The sequence below is a fragment of the Serratia fonticola genome (assembly GCF_001006005.1).
In the GTDB taxonomy this organism is placed as follows: Bacteria; Pseudomonadota; Gammaproteobacteria; order Enterobacterales; family Enterobacteriaceae; genus Chania; species Chania fonticola.
In genome coordinates this window covers 3724561-3740469 of the sequence record NZ_CP011254.1, presented here as the reverse complement: position 1 = coordinate 3740469, position 15909 = coordinate 3724561, and the positions used below count along the sequence as shown (strand labels likewise).

Below are 15909 nucleotides of genomic sequence, written 5' to 3'. Positions count from 1 at the left end.
AAATACTGGTAAAGATAGATCCCGACCCATTCAGCAATATTGCCACTTTGTCATCAATCTGAAGCCCCGCAAGGGGCTTTTTATTGATGGCAATTTTGCTCAATCACATGTTCAACCGCAGAATCATGCTCGCTGCCCCCGTTTAACAGTATGCAACTCTGCAAAACCTCAGTGGATCACATCACCCTGTTTGACCGAGGTAAACGCCTGCATCAGCTTGACCACGTCCTGCATACCCACATTGACCTGATTGATCACCTCTCCCGCATCCTTGGCTAGCGCCACGCCGCCGCCCGCCTGCTCCACACAGGTCACCATCTTGTTGATAGCCGCCGTTACCCCTTGCTGAATGGTCTTGGTGACTTGCTCAATTTCGCTGGCGGCTTTACGGGACTGCTCGGCCAAGGTACGCACCTCATTAGCCACTACGGAGAAACCGCGCCCATGCTCGCCCGCATGCGCTGCTTCAATCGAGGCGTTAATCGCCAGTAGATTGGTCTGGGCGGCAATTTTGCGGATCGCCTCAACCATATTGCCAATCTGTTGCGAACAGCGCCCCAAGTCGCTGACCACGTCCGAAGTCTGCCGCGCGGCCATCTCCACCTGCTGCATCCCCTGCACCGCCTGCTGAACAATGATCGCCCCTTGGGCAGCGGTTTTATCGGTCCCCATGGAGAGATGGTGGACATTTCGCACCATTTCCTCTTCATGCTGCTGTTGGAAAGTCTGGCGGGTGATGTCCTGGGCGATTTTCACCACCTTTAATACCCGCCCTTCATTGTCGATGATTGGGTTATAGCTGGCCTCCAGCCATACCCGCTCCCCACGCCGGTTGAGGCGTTCGAAACGCCCGGTCAAAAACTCCCCCTGGGCCAACCGTTGCCAGTGCTGATGATACTCGTCAGAGCCGGCGAACTCCGGCGTACAAAGTATGCTGTGCGCCTGGCCGCGTGCCTCTTCCAGCCGATAGCCCATCAGATCGAGCATATTGTCGTTGGCATCCAGGATGATGCCGGTTGGCGAGAAGGTGATCATCGCCATTGAGCGATTCAGCGCCGTTAACAGGCTCTGATGCTCCTGGGCCTGAGTGATACGGCTGGTCACCTCGCTGGCAATCTTGATGATCTCCACCACCTCACCGTACTTATTTAACACCGGGGTATAAGTTCCCTGCAGCCAGACCACTTCACCATCCTTGCGAATGCGTCTGATATTATCGGTAATGGCTTCGCCGCTATTTAACTTTTGCCAGTGGCGCTGGTAGGCCGGGCTGGCGACATAGCTTTGATCGCAGAAAATACGATGATGCTGACCAATGACTTCCTGGCGCTCAAACCCCATCGTTTGCAAGAACAGATCGTTGGCACGTAATACGGTGCCGTCGGGTTTAAATACGATCATCGCTACCGCGTCTTCAATGGCTGCCAATTCAGCATGCCACGGGCTATTCGACTGACGGAGGTTTAAAAACATCGGGTAAATCCTTCTGGCAGATGGAGTTAACGGCAAGCACTCTCTATTTTTTCTGCATCTATTGCTCGCCAGTAAGCGCGCTATCGCCCTGAACATTGCGCACGACAATGCTCCAGATTAACTGGATAAAAACGGTTATTAAGCTAGGTAATTATTGTTTTTTTAACTAATGAGCAGCGTGGGAATTTATTAACAGTATTGAGGATAACGCAAGCCAGACAGAATGAAAGGAACCAAAGAATAAATAATCGTTGCCGGCACGATCGCCGGCAACGGTCGGGCAATTACTGCCAGCGTTCTGCCGCCCAGGCGGCTTGCTGCTCGGCATCAAGGAAGGTCCAGGCCACAAAGCGGCTAATCTTCTGCCCCTGTGCCATTTCGATGGTGCGCACCTCAGCGGCCCCGGCCTGCTTGAGCGCGTAGTAAATGGCAGGCAGCGTGGTGTTTTTCGAGATCAGCGAGGTGAACCACAGGCAGTTCTGCGCTTTGCCGACGCTCTCTTCCACCATCTTGCGAACAAAGGCCTCTTCGCCTCCTTCGCACCACAGTTCGTTGTTCTTGCCACCGAAGTTCTGCACCGGCTTTTCTGCCACCGCCCCTTTGCCCAACTTATGCAACTTGAGGCGAGTGCTGGCGCGCGCTTCCTGCTCGGAACCGTGGAAAGGCGGGTTACACAAGGTGGCATCGAAGCGCTCGGCAACGCCGATAATGCCGTTGAAGATACACTCCAGCTGTTTCTGTTGGCGCAGGCGCACGGTATTTTTTAACGTCGGGTTCATGGCCACGATCATCTTGGCTGCCCCCAGCGAGACCGGATCGGTTTCCGAGCCGGTAAAGCGCCAGCCATATTCGCGCTGGCCGATGATCGGGTAAATACAGTTGGCCCCCACGCCGATATCCAGGATCGCCACGCCTTTACCACGCGGGATCTCGCCGCCGTTGCTAGTCGCCAGCAGATCGGCCAGGTGATGCAGATAATCGGCACGCCCCGGGATTGGCGGGCAAAGATAGTCGGCAGGGATATCCCAATGTTCGATGCCGTAAAAGTGCATCAGCAAGGCACGGTTGAGCATTTTCACCGCGGCAGGATCGGCGAAATCCACCGAGATATCGCCCCAGGCGTTGGGCTTCACAAAGGGTTCCAATCCCGGACAGGTAGCGATCAAGGTAGGGAAATCATAGCGTGAGCGATGGCGATTGCGCGGATGCAGGCCGCTTTTCTGCTGCGGGAAACTTTTCTTTTTTTCCACCGTGACGGGCTCTCTGAAAGGGTTTTCTGGCGCGTAAGATAGCACAAAGCCCGGCGAGGCGCTTGCCGCTGAGGTGAGAAGCGCCAAAATGGTAAGAATGCGGGACTGGTGAATGGCCCCTCACCCTAACCCTCTCCCAAGGAGAGGGGACCGATCGAGTTGGCTTAAAGTTCGAGTGAATCACCTTAGATGAGGGGGTGATCGAGTTTGCTGAGACTACATCTTTACTTCCAAACGAGCAGGGGCTATCAGCTCCCTCTCCCTGTGGGAGAGGGTTGGGGTGAGGGGACAAGTTGGCTGCGCTGCGCCCAGTAGGCCAGCAGGTGCAGGCTGGCAGAATAGTAGTCCTCATCAGGCGCCAGGCGATCTTTCAGCGGCCCCCGATCTCCCACCGTCAGATCCCTGACCGCCCTCATTCCCGGACTTTGATTATACTCTGAGCGTTGGCCGCTAAGCACATCCAGCCAGGCCGGTGTCGCCCGGCGATCAAAGCCGCGCCAAAAGCTGGCAAACGGACTCAGTGACAGGCTGTCGGCCTTGTCCCAATAGAGATAGAGCGGAACCCGCACCGCATCAAAACCAAAGCGCGGCGCCCAGTCGCTAGCCGGAGCCATTTGCCCATTGGCCTGTAGCGTGACCCAGTCGCTGGGCAGATGCTGTTTGCCAAAGCGCATTCTGCTGACCATGGTCATGCTATCGTCGATAAGCTTTTTCCACGCCGGCAAATGGCTTTCCTGGTAAAACGCGTGCCAGGCGGGAAAGACAAAATAGGAAGGATTAACGATCACCGAACCGTTTTGCCTGAAACCGTTAGCACCGGGTAACATCACCCTATAACCGCCGTAGTCGATCACAGTATGTTTGAGCAGGGCCTGCTGTATCTGCGCCGAGGAGGCTAGGTAGGCAGGCACATTCCAGCGTTTCCCCGCCTTCAACAAGGCCCAGGCGATTAGGATATCGCCATCGGTGGCATTATTTTTATCGGCTATCGGCACCGCCTTCCCCGGCTCATAGCGCCAGGAAAACAGGCCGATATCCTGGCGATACAAGGTGTTGCGGGTCCATTGCCAGACGTTGTCAAACGCAGGACGGTCGTCATTGTAGACCGCCAACAGCATGGCAAACCCTTGCCCTTCGGTATGGCTGACGTTGTTATTACCGGTATCGACAATCCGTCCGTCAGCTAACAGGAAACGCTGTTTGTATTGCGCCCAACCGCTGTCGGCAGCCTGGGCACCAAGGGAAAACACCAACCCCAGCCAAAGCAGGAGTACGCGGAGCCTACCAAACCTGCTTTTCGTCATCATGTTTACCTGCGTTGCTCGTTTCTGTAGCAAAAGACCAGGGTGTTATCTTTGGCCGGGCTGCGCCAGCGCAGGGAAACATGCGGCTCACCGCCCTGAGCCAGCAGCCAGGTGTCATAGGCCCCCTCAAGCACCGTGGCAAAAGAGAGTGCCCAGACGTCCTCGTTGGCCGGATCGGCACTGTGCGGGTAGGCATAATGGGTCAGGATCATCTGTTCGCCATTCGCCTCAATCTGCACCCTGCCCCAGTCAAACTGACGTAGTAAGGCATTGAGAGCATCCTCCAACTCTCCCACCGTTTCCGCCTCCGGCAATGGCAGCTTCTTCGCCAGGTTACTCCCCATCAAACGCAGAAAATCGCGGCTGTCCGTATCATCAGCAGAAGCAAGAATGCCGGAGAACACCACTTCGATCAGATCCTGCCAACCCGCCTTAAACTGACGCTGGCGATAATAATCAAGCTCATACCAGGTATTATTAATATCTTGCATGGTTATTTTCCATCTAACAGATATTTAAAATAGAGCAAAGCCGTGCTCTCGGAATAGCTGCCGAAAGTGTCATAACCCAACTGCCCCCCAACCAACACGCTTGGCGTAACCTTATAGGTTCCCCCCGCCTTCAGGCTGTAACCAATACCACTCTTGTCCTCGCTGGCATACCTGGCTTCAGCGCCGTAACCCTGGCTGACCAGGCTTTCCAACTGAGACTGGAGCTCCGGATCGTTCGGGTAATACAGGCTTTCCTGATTGTTATAGGTCTGATAACCGACGTTGCCACTCAGAATATAGGTGAAGTTATCCTGCCTTTTGGTGTACTCCACCGGCAGCGAGATGCTGAGATAGTCCTGCGGGCTGAAGTAACCCCCTTGGCCGTAGCTGAAGTAGCTGAGGTTTTTGTCAAAATCCATATAGTTGACGTTAACGCCCACCTTCAGCTCGCTATCATCATCCTTATAAGGGCGGATGTAGGCCCCCAGGATGCCGGTCACGCTATGGTTATCCGCCACGTTATCACCCACGTAGCTGTAATATCCCGCGCCACCGTAAGCTCCGAGCACGCCATCATCGTATCCAAGATTTACGCCGCCGCCGTTCTTGGTCACCGCCCCCCATTTCTTGCCGGTAATGGTATCTTCGGTCCCGACATAGGAGAGCAGGCTATCTTTTACCGCGCGGCGTTCAAGCGTCATATCCAGCGTTGAGTGCTCGGTCAGCTTGGGCGACCATTTCACCCCGCCCACCACCGAACTGATGCCGCTGCCCATCGGCGTACTGCCAACGTCCAGTTTATAGCTGTCACCGCTTAGTGCTAACGCCAGCTCTACCCCGGTATCTTGCTGCTGCCCCGGTGAATCGGCATAGATATCGTTCGGGCCAAAGGTCTTCGGCTGCGTCACCAGGCCAGCCAGCGTCTGCCTTTCGTTAAAGGCCTGATCCTGCGCCACCGTGGCGGCGGCACACTCCGGCGAAGTGGCGTCAATAGAACACATACTATCGCGGGTGGCATGCAGTTGCTGATAACGCAAATCGGCGGCCTGTGCAGCAGCAATCGAGGTCTGTGAGGCAATGACGGAGGCTTGCGTCGCGGCCTCGATAGCCCTGGCCTGTTGCAGAGCCCCGGTACCAAAACGACTGTTGGCGCTGTCGGATGGCGTACCCGATTTCAGCATCACCGGCGTGACATCAAAACTGATCCTGCCATTATCGAACGGCATGCCTGACAGGGTGATCGGGCTTCTCACTTCCGTGATATTACTCAGGCCGTTTTCACCGCTGCTGTTATCGCGCAGAGAAATGTTTCCCTGTACCCAGGTGGCAGTCTTGCCCTGCACCTCGTCCATCAACTTATCAATCTGCTGCAAGGTAGGATTTTTCGCCACCGCAGCTGGAGCGCGGGCATAGCCCGGAGCTGCAACCTGCCAAGGCAGCACCTCGCCATAAGCCGAGGAAGAGGTATTCACGCTCGACGAGGCCGTGCTCTGCGCGGCAAACGGGTTATCCGCCAGCCGCAAACCGCCAATCACTGCCGGTCCCCCGCTTGGCGCACCGGTTACACCATTGACCCGGTTTTTCGCCTCGCGCAGAAACACCATCGCCTGCGGATAGTTACCGTCCGCTTGAGCAACGCGCGCGGCCAGCAGCAACTGATCCGGCGTTTTCAGCGCAGGCAAGCCACGCAGCAACTGTTTGGCCCGATCGACATCGCCTTCGGATAACGCGACCCCAACGGCACCTTCGCGCGCGCCCTGGTTCAGGCTATCGCGGCTGAGCAGGTAGTTGTAAACCTGCCCGGCCTCTTTATTCATGTTGCCAGACTGATAGAGTCGCCCCATCGCCAGCATGATATCGGCATTTTGCGGATCGTTTTGCAGCGCGCCGATCAGCTTGTCATACGCGGCACTGTATTGCCCCTGCAAACGCAGTTTATCCGCCTCATTGATCACGCTGGCGTTGCGCAGTTGGCCAATCTCGCGGGTTGAACTGCGCGCCCGCAGAGCCGGGTTATTCAGCCAGGCATCGGCCTCCTGGCTTAACCCAGCCTGATTGAGCACCGCGATCTGGGCCGCGTAATCACCCGCATTGCCTTTAACTCCCAGGCGCATGTTGTCACGCACCAGCTGTACCGCCGTTGAGGTGTCCCCCACCGTCATCAAATCTTTTGCCAGTTCCCCAAGGGCTGCCGGTTCAGTCGGCGGCTTTTGCGCCAGCTGCCGCAAGATGACCGCCGCGCTGGCCGTGTTGCCCTGGCGAAGATAACTTTCTGCGCTGGCTCGCTGCTGGTTGGCCGACGCGGTGGCCGCCAGAGCCCGCATGCTGCTGTTCTGCCTCCCTTGCGGAATACGCGCCATCAGGGTGGAAACGTTCAGCCAGTCGTTACGTTCTGAGGCAAACAGCGCTGCCGCATACAGGCTATCTGGCGAAGCGCCAACCTGCATCAGCGGGGAGATCAAAGTTTGCGCCTGCAACTCTTGCCCCTGTTTATTCAGGATGCGTGCCATATCCAGCCGCACCCAAACGTTCGAGGGCTGCTTTTCCAGCGCCTGTTGCAGGATCATCATCGCACGCTGCGGATCGCCATTCTGCATGGCGGCCTCGGCCTGCCTGCGCTGAGGATCGACATTTACCCCCACTACCGCCTGCGGAACTTTAGGCCGTTGATCGGCTGGAATAGTTTGCAGGATCTGTGCGGCTTCAGGGCCTTTGTCACGCTGTTGCTGCAACAGATAATACAACCCCAGCCTGGCGTCATTATTCTGCGGATTTTGCGTCAGCAAGCCGCGATACATCTGCTCAGACGCCGTGAAATCCCCTTTCTTGCGAGCCAGATCGGCCCGGAACAGCGTCGCCGCATTGCCTTTATCCCCTGTGGCACGGCTCAGGGGTGCACTGATCGCCAAGGCTTCATCCAATTGGCCTGCGTTGGCAGCCTGCTTGGCTTTGTCCAATGTCGCGTAAAACGCCGCTTCCTGAGCCAAAGCTCCCCACTGCGCACTCTGTGGGCCGCCCTGTTTTGCCGCCTGGGTGAGGTAGTTTTCTGCCTGCGCGAAGTCTCCGCTGCGCATCGCCGTAAATCCCATCCCGGCCAGTGCATCCGCATCATTCGGATTGCTGGCAAGAATAGCGGCAAACTGGTCCTTGGCGCTGCCCAGATCCCCTTTATTCAGTTCGGAGAACCCAACGCCTTTGGCCGAGCCGGCAATATTCTGCTGATAATAGGCTGCCACGGCCTTGTCTGCCGGGTGCCGTTGCTGATAGGCATCATACAGTGGCTTGTCAGCCGGAAGCGGAGCCAGCCACAGCAGCGCCTGTTTCAACGCCTGATCCGCTTCATTATTGTTCGGGGCCATCGCCGCCAACATATCGATCCCCTCACGACGGGTCGATTCCTGATAGGTCAGCACCTTGCCCAGCACCACGCGGGTTTGCGTGTCATTGGGTTGCATAGCCAGCCGCTGCTTGAGGCCATCAATCGCCTCCTGCCTGCCCGCCGGTGACCCCGCCAAGGTGAGGTAATACTCATTGGCAAGGTTATCGATCGGTGTCTTGCCGTTGAACACCGTCTGATAGGCCGCAGCCGCCTGGGCAAACTCCCCTTTCGCCGCCAGCTGCCGGGCCTGCGCCAACAGATTCTTGGAGACCGACGGAGCCGCTTCGGTGCTGCTCAATGCCTGGAGACGAGGATCGTTAGGCGCGACGGCACTCAGTTTTTTGCGCCAGATTTCGGCCTTGGCCTTATCCCCGCCCTGCATGGCATACAGGGAAAGCAGATACATCGCCTCGGCGTTGTTCTCGTCGATCAGCAGGACTTTTTGCAACGCTCCCTGGGCCAGTTCGTCATGCGATTTGTCATGCCAGTAAGCCGCCTGTTGAAACAGGGCTTTCAGCGCCGGGTTATTGTCATCCGCCAACGCCGACACCGAAAAAATCGTCAGCCCGGCCAGAGAGACCCAATACAGTTTCTTTTTCAGCAATAGGTTCATTGGCGGCTCCTGTCTAGCTTCTGGTCGAGACGTGTTTTAACGTTCATCTTCTGCATCTCTCCCCAGGCGTTTGGCGGCATGCTTGCGTAGCAAAATATACAGCCCCAGCCCCAACACCACGGAAATCCCCAACACGGTCAGGGATAAAAGCACCACATGTTTACTGGCATACCAGATAAAGATCAGATACCAGGGCAGCTCCCCGCTCGGGAACTGTTCGCCAACCTGGAAACTGCGTACGCCGTTCTGATCGGTGATCACCGCCAGATCGCCACGCACCCCGGCGTTGATCCGGGCAGATTTCAGATCGCCATAGATCTTGTTCAGGCCATCGTCGGAAGAGGCGCTGGCCACCACCACCACCCGCTGCGGATCCCAACCGGAGCGGAAGCTGAAAAATCCACGCCAGTCCGTCAACGAGGAGAGATAACGATCGGCGTCGATGCCCTGGGTCCGCCAGTTACCTTTCAGGTAGGACTGCAGTTTTTCCAGCGTAGACTGGGCCTTCACCGCCAGCGCGCCGCTATCGTTTAGCGCAAAAGGCACCTGTTGCAACAGCCGCTGATAGAAGGCGCTCTGAGCCAGTGAGGCGACCACCAGCACATCCTTGCCCTTGAAGTCGTCTAACTCGTTCTCGTTGCCCCGCAAGCCAAAGCGAATATCCACGTTACCCACAGAGCTGCCAGTAGCCGCACCGGAACGAGCAGTCAGGTTCAACAGCGCACGCACTTCGTTGGCCGTAGGCTTTTCCGCCATTAACAGCACGGTTTGCGAGAAGTCCGCCAGCTTGGAGAATGGGAAGGAGGCCCCGACGTAATAAGAGAGATTGGGCAACTCGGCGAAATGGTAGGTATCGCTCAGATCAATATACGAGTTGGGCCCGATATGGCTCTTGAGGGTGTTGCTATCCGCCGGATCGCAGGAGGAGCCGTTTTTCGGCACGATAGAGAAATAAAGCTCCAGCATGTTGTCGCCGTAAATCAGATACGGTGGCAGGGCCAAGGTGTATTGTTCCTGGCGAATATCACCGCCAAACTGGTGCCACAGCAGCTCCAGCAGCCCGCGTTTGTTCACCGACAGGTTACGCAGGAAGGTGCCATTCAGCGTGGCACTGAGCTGGGATTTATTTTCATCGATCCAGTTATCGGTGGGAAAACGGTAGTTGATTTGCAGCGGGACGTTTCTACCATCCCACATAAACAGGTCCGGGGCGGCACGGAAAGCAATGCGCACCGCGTCATGGTAAACGCCCGTGACGGTCAGTTCCTCAGTACTGGCCACCAGCTTATCAAAGCTGACCGGCTTGCTGGTATCGATCCAGCGCGGGGCGTCGTAGGGCTGGCGCACCGGAATAGTCACCGGCTTCACCGCCAGCGAAGCCGTTTTCTCCGGCAACGGCTGGCTGACCAGACGATAGGCAGCCTGGCGCATCTCGGTGGCGTTACGTCCCATCACCAACAGCAGCTTGTAAACCGGGTTCAGCGGATTATCAATCATCTGAATGGTCGGGCCGTCGGCCTGTGGCAGAGTCAACTGGCCAATCTGCTCGCCGGGGCGCGCAAAGATAATGCCGTTCTGCTCAGGCAAGCTGTCCTGCAACACCTGGAAGTTCAGGTTGTTATGGCGCGTCATTTTCCCCAGATAAGAGCTGACGATAGCGGCTGCAGCCACCTCCTCCGGCCGTTTTTCCTGGCCGAAAATCACATCAACCTGGGTGGGTTGCATGGCCTGAGGATCGAAGAACGGATTGGGGAAACGGCCGAGGTTCGGGCTGATATTCAGCACCTGGTTTTCCAGATGCAACTGGCTGGTTGGCAGCACCTTGAGCCAATATTTGTTAGCCGCCCCCTTCTCGCACAACATGGCCGCATTGCTGCCATTGCCGATGCTGAAACTCAGGTTGTTGCGCGCTACGATCATGGCAGCCGGGATCGGTACCTGCAAACTTACCTTGCCTTCATGCAATTGGTTCAGCTTCTGGGTGCTCAAGGGTTGCCCATTGAGCATCAGTTGCAGTTCGGTATCGGTTCCCATCAGGGCCGGGGAAATGTCGAGATCCAGCACCAGATTGCCGTCCGTTACCACCCAGTCCGAAGGTAAGGTAAAGGTGAAGCCGGACTGCTGTTGCCAGTTGCTCAACGTCAATCCTGTGGTTTGCCCCATCTCGCCCACGCTGAGCGTGGAAGCGAGCGACTGATTGAAGACGGTAACCGGTGGCGTAGCGATATCAAGCGGAGCTGCTTGCGTAGCCGGTTGCTCAGCACTGCTCGGCACTGCACCCGCTGGTGGCGCATCAGTTGGCCGCGGCAAGGTAGGAAAACCTGGCATCTCGACACCCTCGCTGGCATAGGACGGCGCAGGTTGCGGATCGGCTGCAATCGCGAGACCAGAAAGCCCCATCCCCAACAGCAGGCCGCTGACCAGGACAATGAACGTAGATCTGCCTGTTGACAACTTGGTATTCACCCGGCTCATAGGGCTTGTTCCTTATCCCGCTTTAGCTCAGGCCGTTTCTGCTGCTTCTTGGCCCGACGATCGCGCCAGGAAAAATAGAACAACTCGAAAATGCAGCGCAGGACGCCCAGCAACGAACGCAGTGGCCGATCCTGCGGGAAAGGTTTGGTCTGGATCCAGGCATCTGCCCGCGCCAATACCACCCGTACCAACTCCCGCCGTTTTTCAATCGGCATCTCTTTGAACATTAAGCGGGTCACCGACTTGTCGGCATCGATCAGCTCAACCGGGAAACAGACGGCGCCGGACTTGAGCGATATTTCCACCTCTTCGATCGTATCGTTGAGGAAACGTTCGTCCGGCGTTTTCAATTTGACCCCGCCCATCGAAAGATCCAGGGTTTCGGTACGCATCGCCGCGCCGCTGGCAAAATACAGCACCGCGGGCAAAGTGGCATCGATACGGATGGTTTTCCGGACCTGGCGCGTTTCCCGCGCTACGGCAATGGCGGCCAGCAGGATAATCATGCTGAAGCTGGCCCAGGCAATATTTAGCCAGATAACCTGCGGGTTAGCGCCATAGTGATCCGGCATCACCAGACGGATCACGCCCCAGGCGGTACCGATTAACAGCAAGGACACGGCGATAATATGCGGCCGGACAATATGGGAATCGAAATAGTTAACGTCCAGCAACGCGCCTTTATCCGTCACGTTAAACTTGCCGTGCTTTGGCGAGATCATCGTCAGCAGGGTCGGTATCACCAGATGGAAACACATCACCGTTTCATAGATTTCCCCCCAGAACGAATAGCGATAACGTCCGTTGGCTCTGGAGTTGATATAGATCGACATCACCAGATGCGGTAACACATAGGCGAAAATCAGCCCCGCGGAGGAGGCAATGATATTGAGGTTGAACAGCAGATAAACCAGCGGTGCCACGCAGAATATCACCCGGGGTAAGCCGTACTGGAAATGCAGCATGGCGTTCAAATAGCATAAACGTTGCTGCCAGGTCAGGCCGCGCCCCAGCAAGGGGTTATCCACCCGGAAGATCTGCGTCATGCCACGCGCCCAGCGGGTACGTTGGATCACGTGCAGCCCCAAGCGTTCGGTGGCCAGCCCGGCTGCCAATGGCAATGCCAGGAATGCCGTGTTCCAGCCCCGGCGCTGCATCTTCAAGGCGGTGTGGGCATCTTCGGTCACGGTTTCTACCGCAAAGCCGCCCACCTCTTCCAGCGCCGAACGGCGGATCACGGCACAGGAGCCACAGAAGAAAGTGGCGTTCCAGTTATCATTACCCTGCTGCACCGGCCCATAGAACAGCGCACCTTCGTTAGGGACTTTGCTCGCCTCTGACAGGTTGCGTTCAAACGGATCCGGGGAATAGAAATAGTGCGGGGTCTGGATCAACGCCAGGCGCTCATCCACCAGGAAGCTGCCGACCGTTGCCTGCAAGAAGGCACGGGTTGCCACGTGATCGCAGTCAAACACGGTGATCAATTCACCCTGAGTCACTTTCATCGCGTTATTCAGATTACCCGCTTTGGCATGAAGGTTATTATTGCGGGTAATATAGCCCACGCCTGCATCGGCACAGAATACGGCAAATTCATTGCGCTTACCGTCATCCAGCACGTAGATTTTCATTTTGTCTTTCGGGTAGTCAATACACTGCGCCGCCAGGATGGTGTCGCGCACCACGTCCATACTTTCGTTGTAAGTAGGAATATAGACATCTACCGTTGGCCATAGCGACGTGTCGTCAGGCAGCGGTTCAATAGTGCGTTTTAATGACCAGGTGGTCTGAATATAACCAAACAGCAATATCACCAGGGCATACAGCTCGGTGATAAACAGGGCAATACCTAGCACAGCCTCCAGAGTACTGTTGAAATGCAGGGTTTCTGTCGCGCGCCAGTAGATGTAACGTAATGACATCAAGGTCGACATCACAATCATTACCAGGGTAACTTTTTTGCTTTTACTTACCCCTAAAATAAACACGATCGCAATACAGATCAGGCCAAAGATATACTGATTATCACTGCTCATGGGGGCAATGATAATCAACAGGATAAAAGGTAAGGCTAACAGCAGTAAGAAATAAAAGAGTATTTTATTCATAACTAACCAGACAATCCTTACGAAGAGCCATAAATAGACGTAGTATGATGATACGTACCATCTCCAACACTAAGCCCTAAAATTACCGCGACCTTTTTACTTATCTGCTCAATATCAAATGCAGCGGCCGACACCGGGCTTATATCCATGATCGCCCGTTGCGATGCGTTGGCCTCTGGGACGCACTCATCGCGGTGGATGGTTCCCAGCAGTTTGTCTTGCAGACGCTGCTCAAAAAATTGCGTCACGTCCCTGCTCAGGGTGCGCCGCATGTCACTCTGGTTTACCACATAATACTCGCCAACTTCATTGCTGACGGGCGCACTCATAAACTTATGCTGCTCAATGTTGGGCAATAGACTGAGCGATGCGGTATCGGCCAGCAACACCATAATGCGCATGTCCGCCGCGGCCTGCATGGCCTGCACTGCCGCGTTGCGCCCCGGCGGCATATCGGCGATCACCACCATGCCGGGGATCTTCAGCACCGCACTCAGGCCACGTTGAATGAACATGGGCTCATTGAGCAGATTGTCATCGAACTGAAGGCGCTGCTCATCGGTAACGTCACCGTAAGGTAAAACGAACAGGTTCGGCCCGACCTTGAGAATAAACTGGCTCCAATCGGATAAACTTGCCGACTGGGCAACAAAACCTCGGTTATCGGAAATAGGCACGCCAAAATGCAGCCTTAACGCATTCTGCGTGTCGAAGTCGACAACCAACACCTTACTGCCGCTACGGGCCAATGCATAAGCCAGATTAGCAGTAACAGTGGTTTTCCCTACCCCTCCTTTCGGAGAACAAACACAGACTAACGGCATGAGGCAATAGACTCTAAAAGTGGTTTAAGTAATGTATTACGGCCAGCGTCCATCACTTCACCGGCAGAGGACGTTTTCTTGCTGAACATCTGCTTAAAACGTTGGTTCTCTGGCTGCGGAGCGGACGGCGGAACGCTTGCAGGGGAATTAACAGGGTTACCCTGAGCAAGAACGTCACGCGGGCTTTCCGGTTGGGCGGTTTTAGTGAGTTTAGACTCCACCGGTGGAGCAAAACGCTCAAAATTATGAGGAATGTGGCCGGGCAAGGCGGTATTTTCTGTTATCACAGCCTTGGGTTGTGCAGGAGGCACGAACCCTAAAGGTGCATTGGAAGAGAGATCCGTACTAGTGATCGGCGTTGGCTGCGAGATGCTGGCAGGGATGCCACCATTACCTGCCACTTGATCAACAATAGACCAACGGTGCGGAGCCGATGCCACATCGTCGCGAGGAAATTCTTTATAATCAAGCCCTTTGAGATTTGTCTTATCTTTAAATCCTTGGACATCATCATATTTACTCATAATCCAGACCTATAAGATTACACTTGGCACTGTATGAATACATACAAATCACGAATACAAAATAACGTGATCTATAACCCAAATACATAATGGAAAACGTCTATGTATTTTAAGCGCTTCTCTTCTTATGGTTTAGATAGAGTAGCTTACAAGTCCCTTTTTACAACCAAGACGGAGCAAACCTCCGCAATCGATGGAAAATCCTGCAAGACCCCAAAGCTGATGGGCTGAGTGTAATCTACTTCTTTAAAGTTATACACTGAGTTTTAAACGTTTTTACCCCGCTTTATCACATATCCCACCAGCTTATGCCATAATTTAAGTGGTTAGTAATATATAGTTTGGCATTTGAGATTTTTTTTACTCAAAATAACCAGCACAACAGTGATAAATACTCGGGGCAAAGGTTTTCGCCCCTGGTAATAAAGGTAATTAGGCAGATTATCGCAGTCTGACCAGCCCCTGCTCCAATGTCTCCACTTGGCCGGCAGCGACCAGACAACAAGCAACCTGTCGAGCGATAGGCTCGGGAATGGCAACCTCGCCAGCCAGACAACGTTCCGTCCAACGCGCCGTGGTTGCAGCATCCTTGGCGGCAGGCACCTCAGCTAACGCATCCAGTTCTGGCCGTTCCAGCAAAATATGCTGCTCACCACCGACGATATAGTGGATTTTTGGACAGCGTTGCGGATTGGCGTAAGCCTCCCCTTCGGTGCCATGCATCAGTAATCCCCGTGCACCGATCTGGCAGAAAAATGAGGCAACGCGCTCGACGTATTCCGGATGAGAAACGCTGGCGATGCGCAGCACGTCCTGCTCACCAAATGGCGTCGCCAATTTTGCCAGCGTGTGGGCGCTGTTACGCACGCCCATCTTCCAACGCAAGCCAAGCTGGTTTTCCAACGCTGGCGCAAGCGCCGACACAGGGATAAACACCGCATCTCCGCCGTCCAAACGCTGTTGGGCAGTCTGAGGATCTTCAGACCACGGCACCCCAAGCTCACGGAAAATCTCTGCGCTGGTGACACGCGTGCAGTCGTTCACGACACCGTGAACCACTACCGGCAGCCCGACTTTGGCCAACAACAGCGCCAGTAATGGCGTCAGGTTGGCCTGTTTACGAGCACCATTGTAACTGGGTAGCACCACCGGCATCGGGCGGCCCTGCGGGGGTTGCAGCCGCATCACCTGCTGTTGCATCGCCTGATAGAAGCCAAGCATTTCCTCCTCGGCTTCCCCCTTGATACGCATGGCGATCAGGATAGCTCCCAACTCCAGGGGCGGCACGGCATCGGCCAGCATCGCCTGATAGAGCTCAAAAGCCGTTTGCCGATCCAGATCGCGCGCATGGTTCTTGCCACGGCCTATTTCTTTGATAATTTTGCTGTAATCCATTGCTCGCTCCGCTGATTCGGTTTGCGATAAGCATACCTTATCCGCGACGGCGCTCAACCCCGGTAGATTGGCC

At 55.4% G+C, this 15909-nt stretch carries 10 protein-coding genes; all 10 read right to left on the bottom strand.

All coding sequences use genetic code 11. The annotated features are described in order from the left end of the window. Window positions 1-168 precede the first annotated feature (168 nt). The 10 genes from WN53_RS29045 to ybiB all read right to left on the bottom strand — a co-directional run bounded on the left by WN53_RS29045 (window position 169) and on the right by ybiB (window position 15836). Entirely contained in the window at window positions 169-1473 is a 1305-nt protein-coding gene (locus WN53_RS29045) for a methyl-accepting chemotaxis protein (protein WP_024484571.1), read from the bottom strand. A gap of 284 nt (window positions 1474-1757) precedes the next feature. Further along, entirely contained in the window at window positions 1758-2723 is a 966-nt protein-coding gene (gene rlmF, locus WN53_RS16670) for a 23S rRNA (adenine(1618)-N(6))-methyltransferase RlmF (protein WP_167669095.1), read from the bottom strand. A gap of 248 nt (window positions 2724-2971) precedes the next feature. After that, window positions 2972-4030, bottom strand: a complete 1059-nt coding sequence (locus tag WN53_RS16665; RefSeq protein ID WP_099049924.1) for a family 8 glycosyl hydrolase — start codon at window positions 4028-4030, stop codon at window positions 2972-2974. Window positions 4031-4032: 2 nt separating this feature from the next. Further along, window positions 4033-4518: a cellulose biosynthesis protein BcsD gene (gene bcsD / locus WN53_RS16660; protein WP_024484574.1), complete on the bottom strand. Its 486-nt coding sequence runs from the start codon at window positions 4516-4518 to the stop codon at window positions 4033-4035. Window positions 4519-4520: 2 nt separating this feature from the next. Then, window positions 4521-8510 carry a cellulose biosynthesis protein BcsC gene (locus WN53_RS16655; RefSeq protein WP_024484575.1) on the bottom strand — a complete coding sequence of 1330 codons (3990 nt, stop codon included), beginning with the start codon at window positions 8508-8510 and terminating at the stop codon, window positions 4521-4523. 36 nt (window positions 8511-8546) lie between these two features. Further along, window positions 8547-10964, bottom strand: coding sequence for a cellulose biosynthesis cyclic di-GMP-binding regulatory protein BcsB (gene bcsB, locus WN53_RS16650; protein WP_235166960.1), 2418 nt, complete (start codon window positions 10962-10964; stop codon window positions 8547-8549). A gap of 17 nt (window positions 10965-10981) precedes the next feature. Continuing rightward, a complete protein-coding gene (gene bcsA, locus WN53_RS16645) occupies window positions 10982-13093 on the bottom strand; it encodes a UDP-forming cellulose synthase catalytic subunit (RefSeq protein WP_037412079.1) in 2112 nt (703 codons plus the stop codon). A 17-nt stretch (window positions 13094-13110) separates the two neighbouring features. Further along, the gene (bcsQ, locus tag WN53_RS16640; protein ID WP_024484576.1) at window positions 13111-13917 is read right to left on the bottom strand and encodes a cellulose biosynthesis protein BcsQ; all 807 of its coding nucleotides are present in this window, start codon (window positions 13915-13917) and stop codon (window positions 13111-13113) included. Next, window positions 13908-14441 (bottom strand): cellulose biosynthesis protein BcsO, encoded by a 534-nt coding sequence (gene bcsO / locus WN53_RS16635; RefSeq protein ID WP_024484577.1) that lies wholly within the window; start codon window positions 14439-14441, stop codon window positions 13908-13910. The genes bcsQ and bcsO overlap by 10 nt, the downstream gene beginning before the upstream one ends. Window positions 14442-14882: 441 nt before the next feature. After that, window positions 14883-15836 carry a DNA-binding protein YbiB gene (gene ybiB, locus WN53_RS16630; protein ID WP_037412071.1) on the bottom strand — a complete coding sequence of 318 codons (954 nt, stop codon included), beginning with the start codon at window positions 15834-15836 and terminating at the stop codon, window positions 14883-14885. Window positions 15837-15909: the final 73 nt, after the last annotated feature.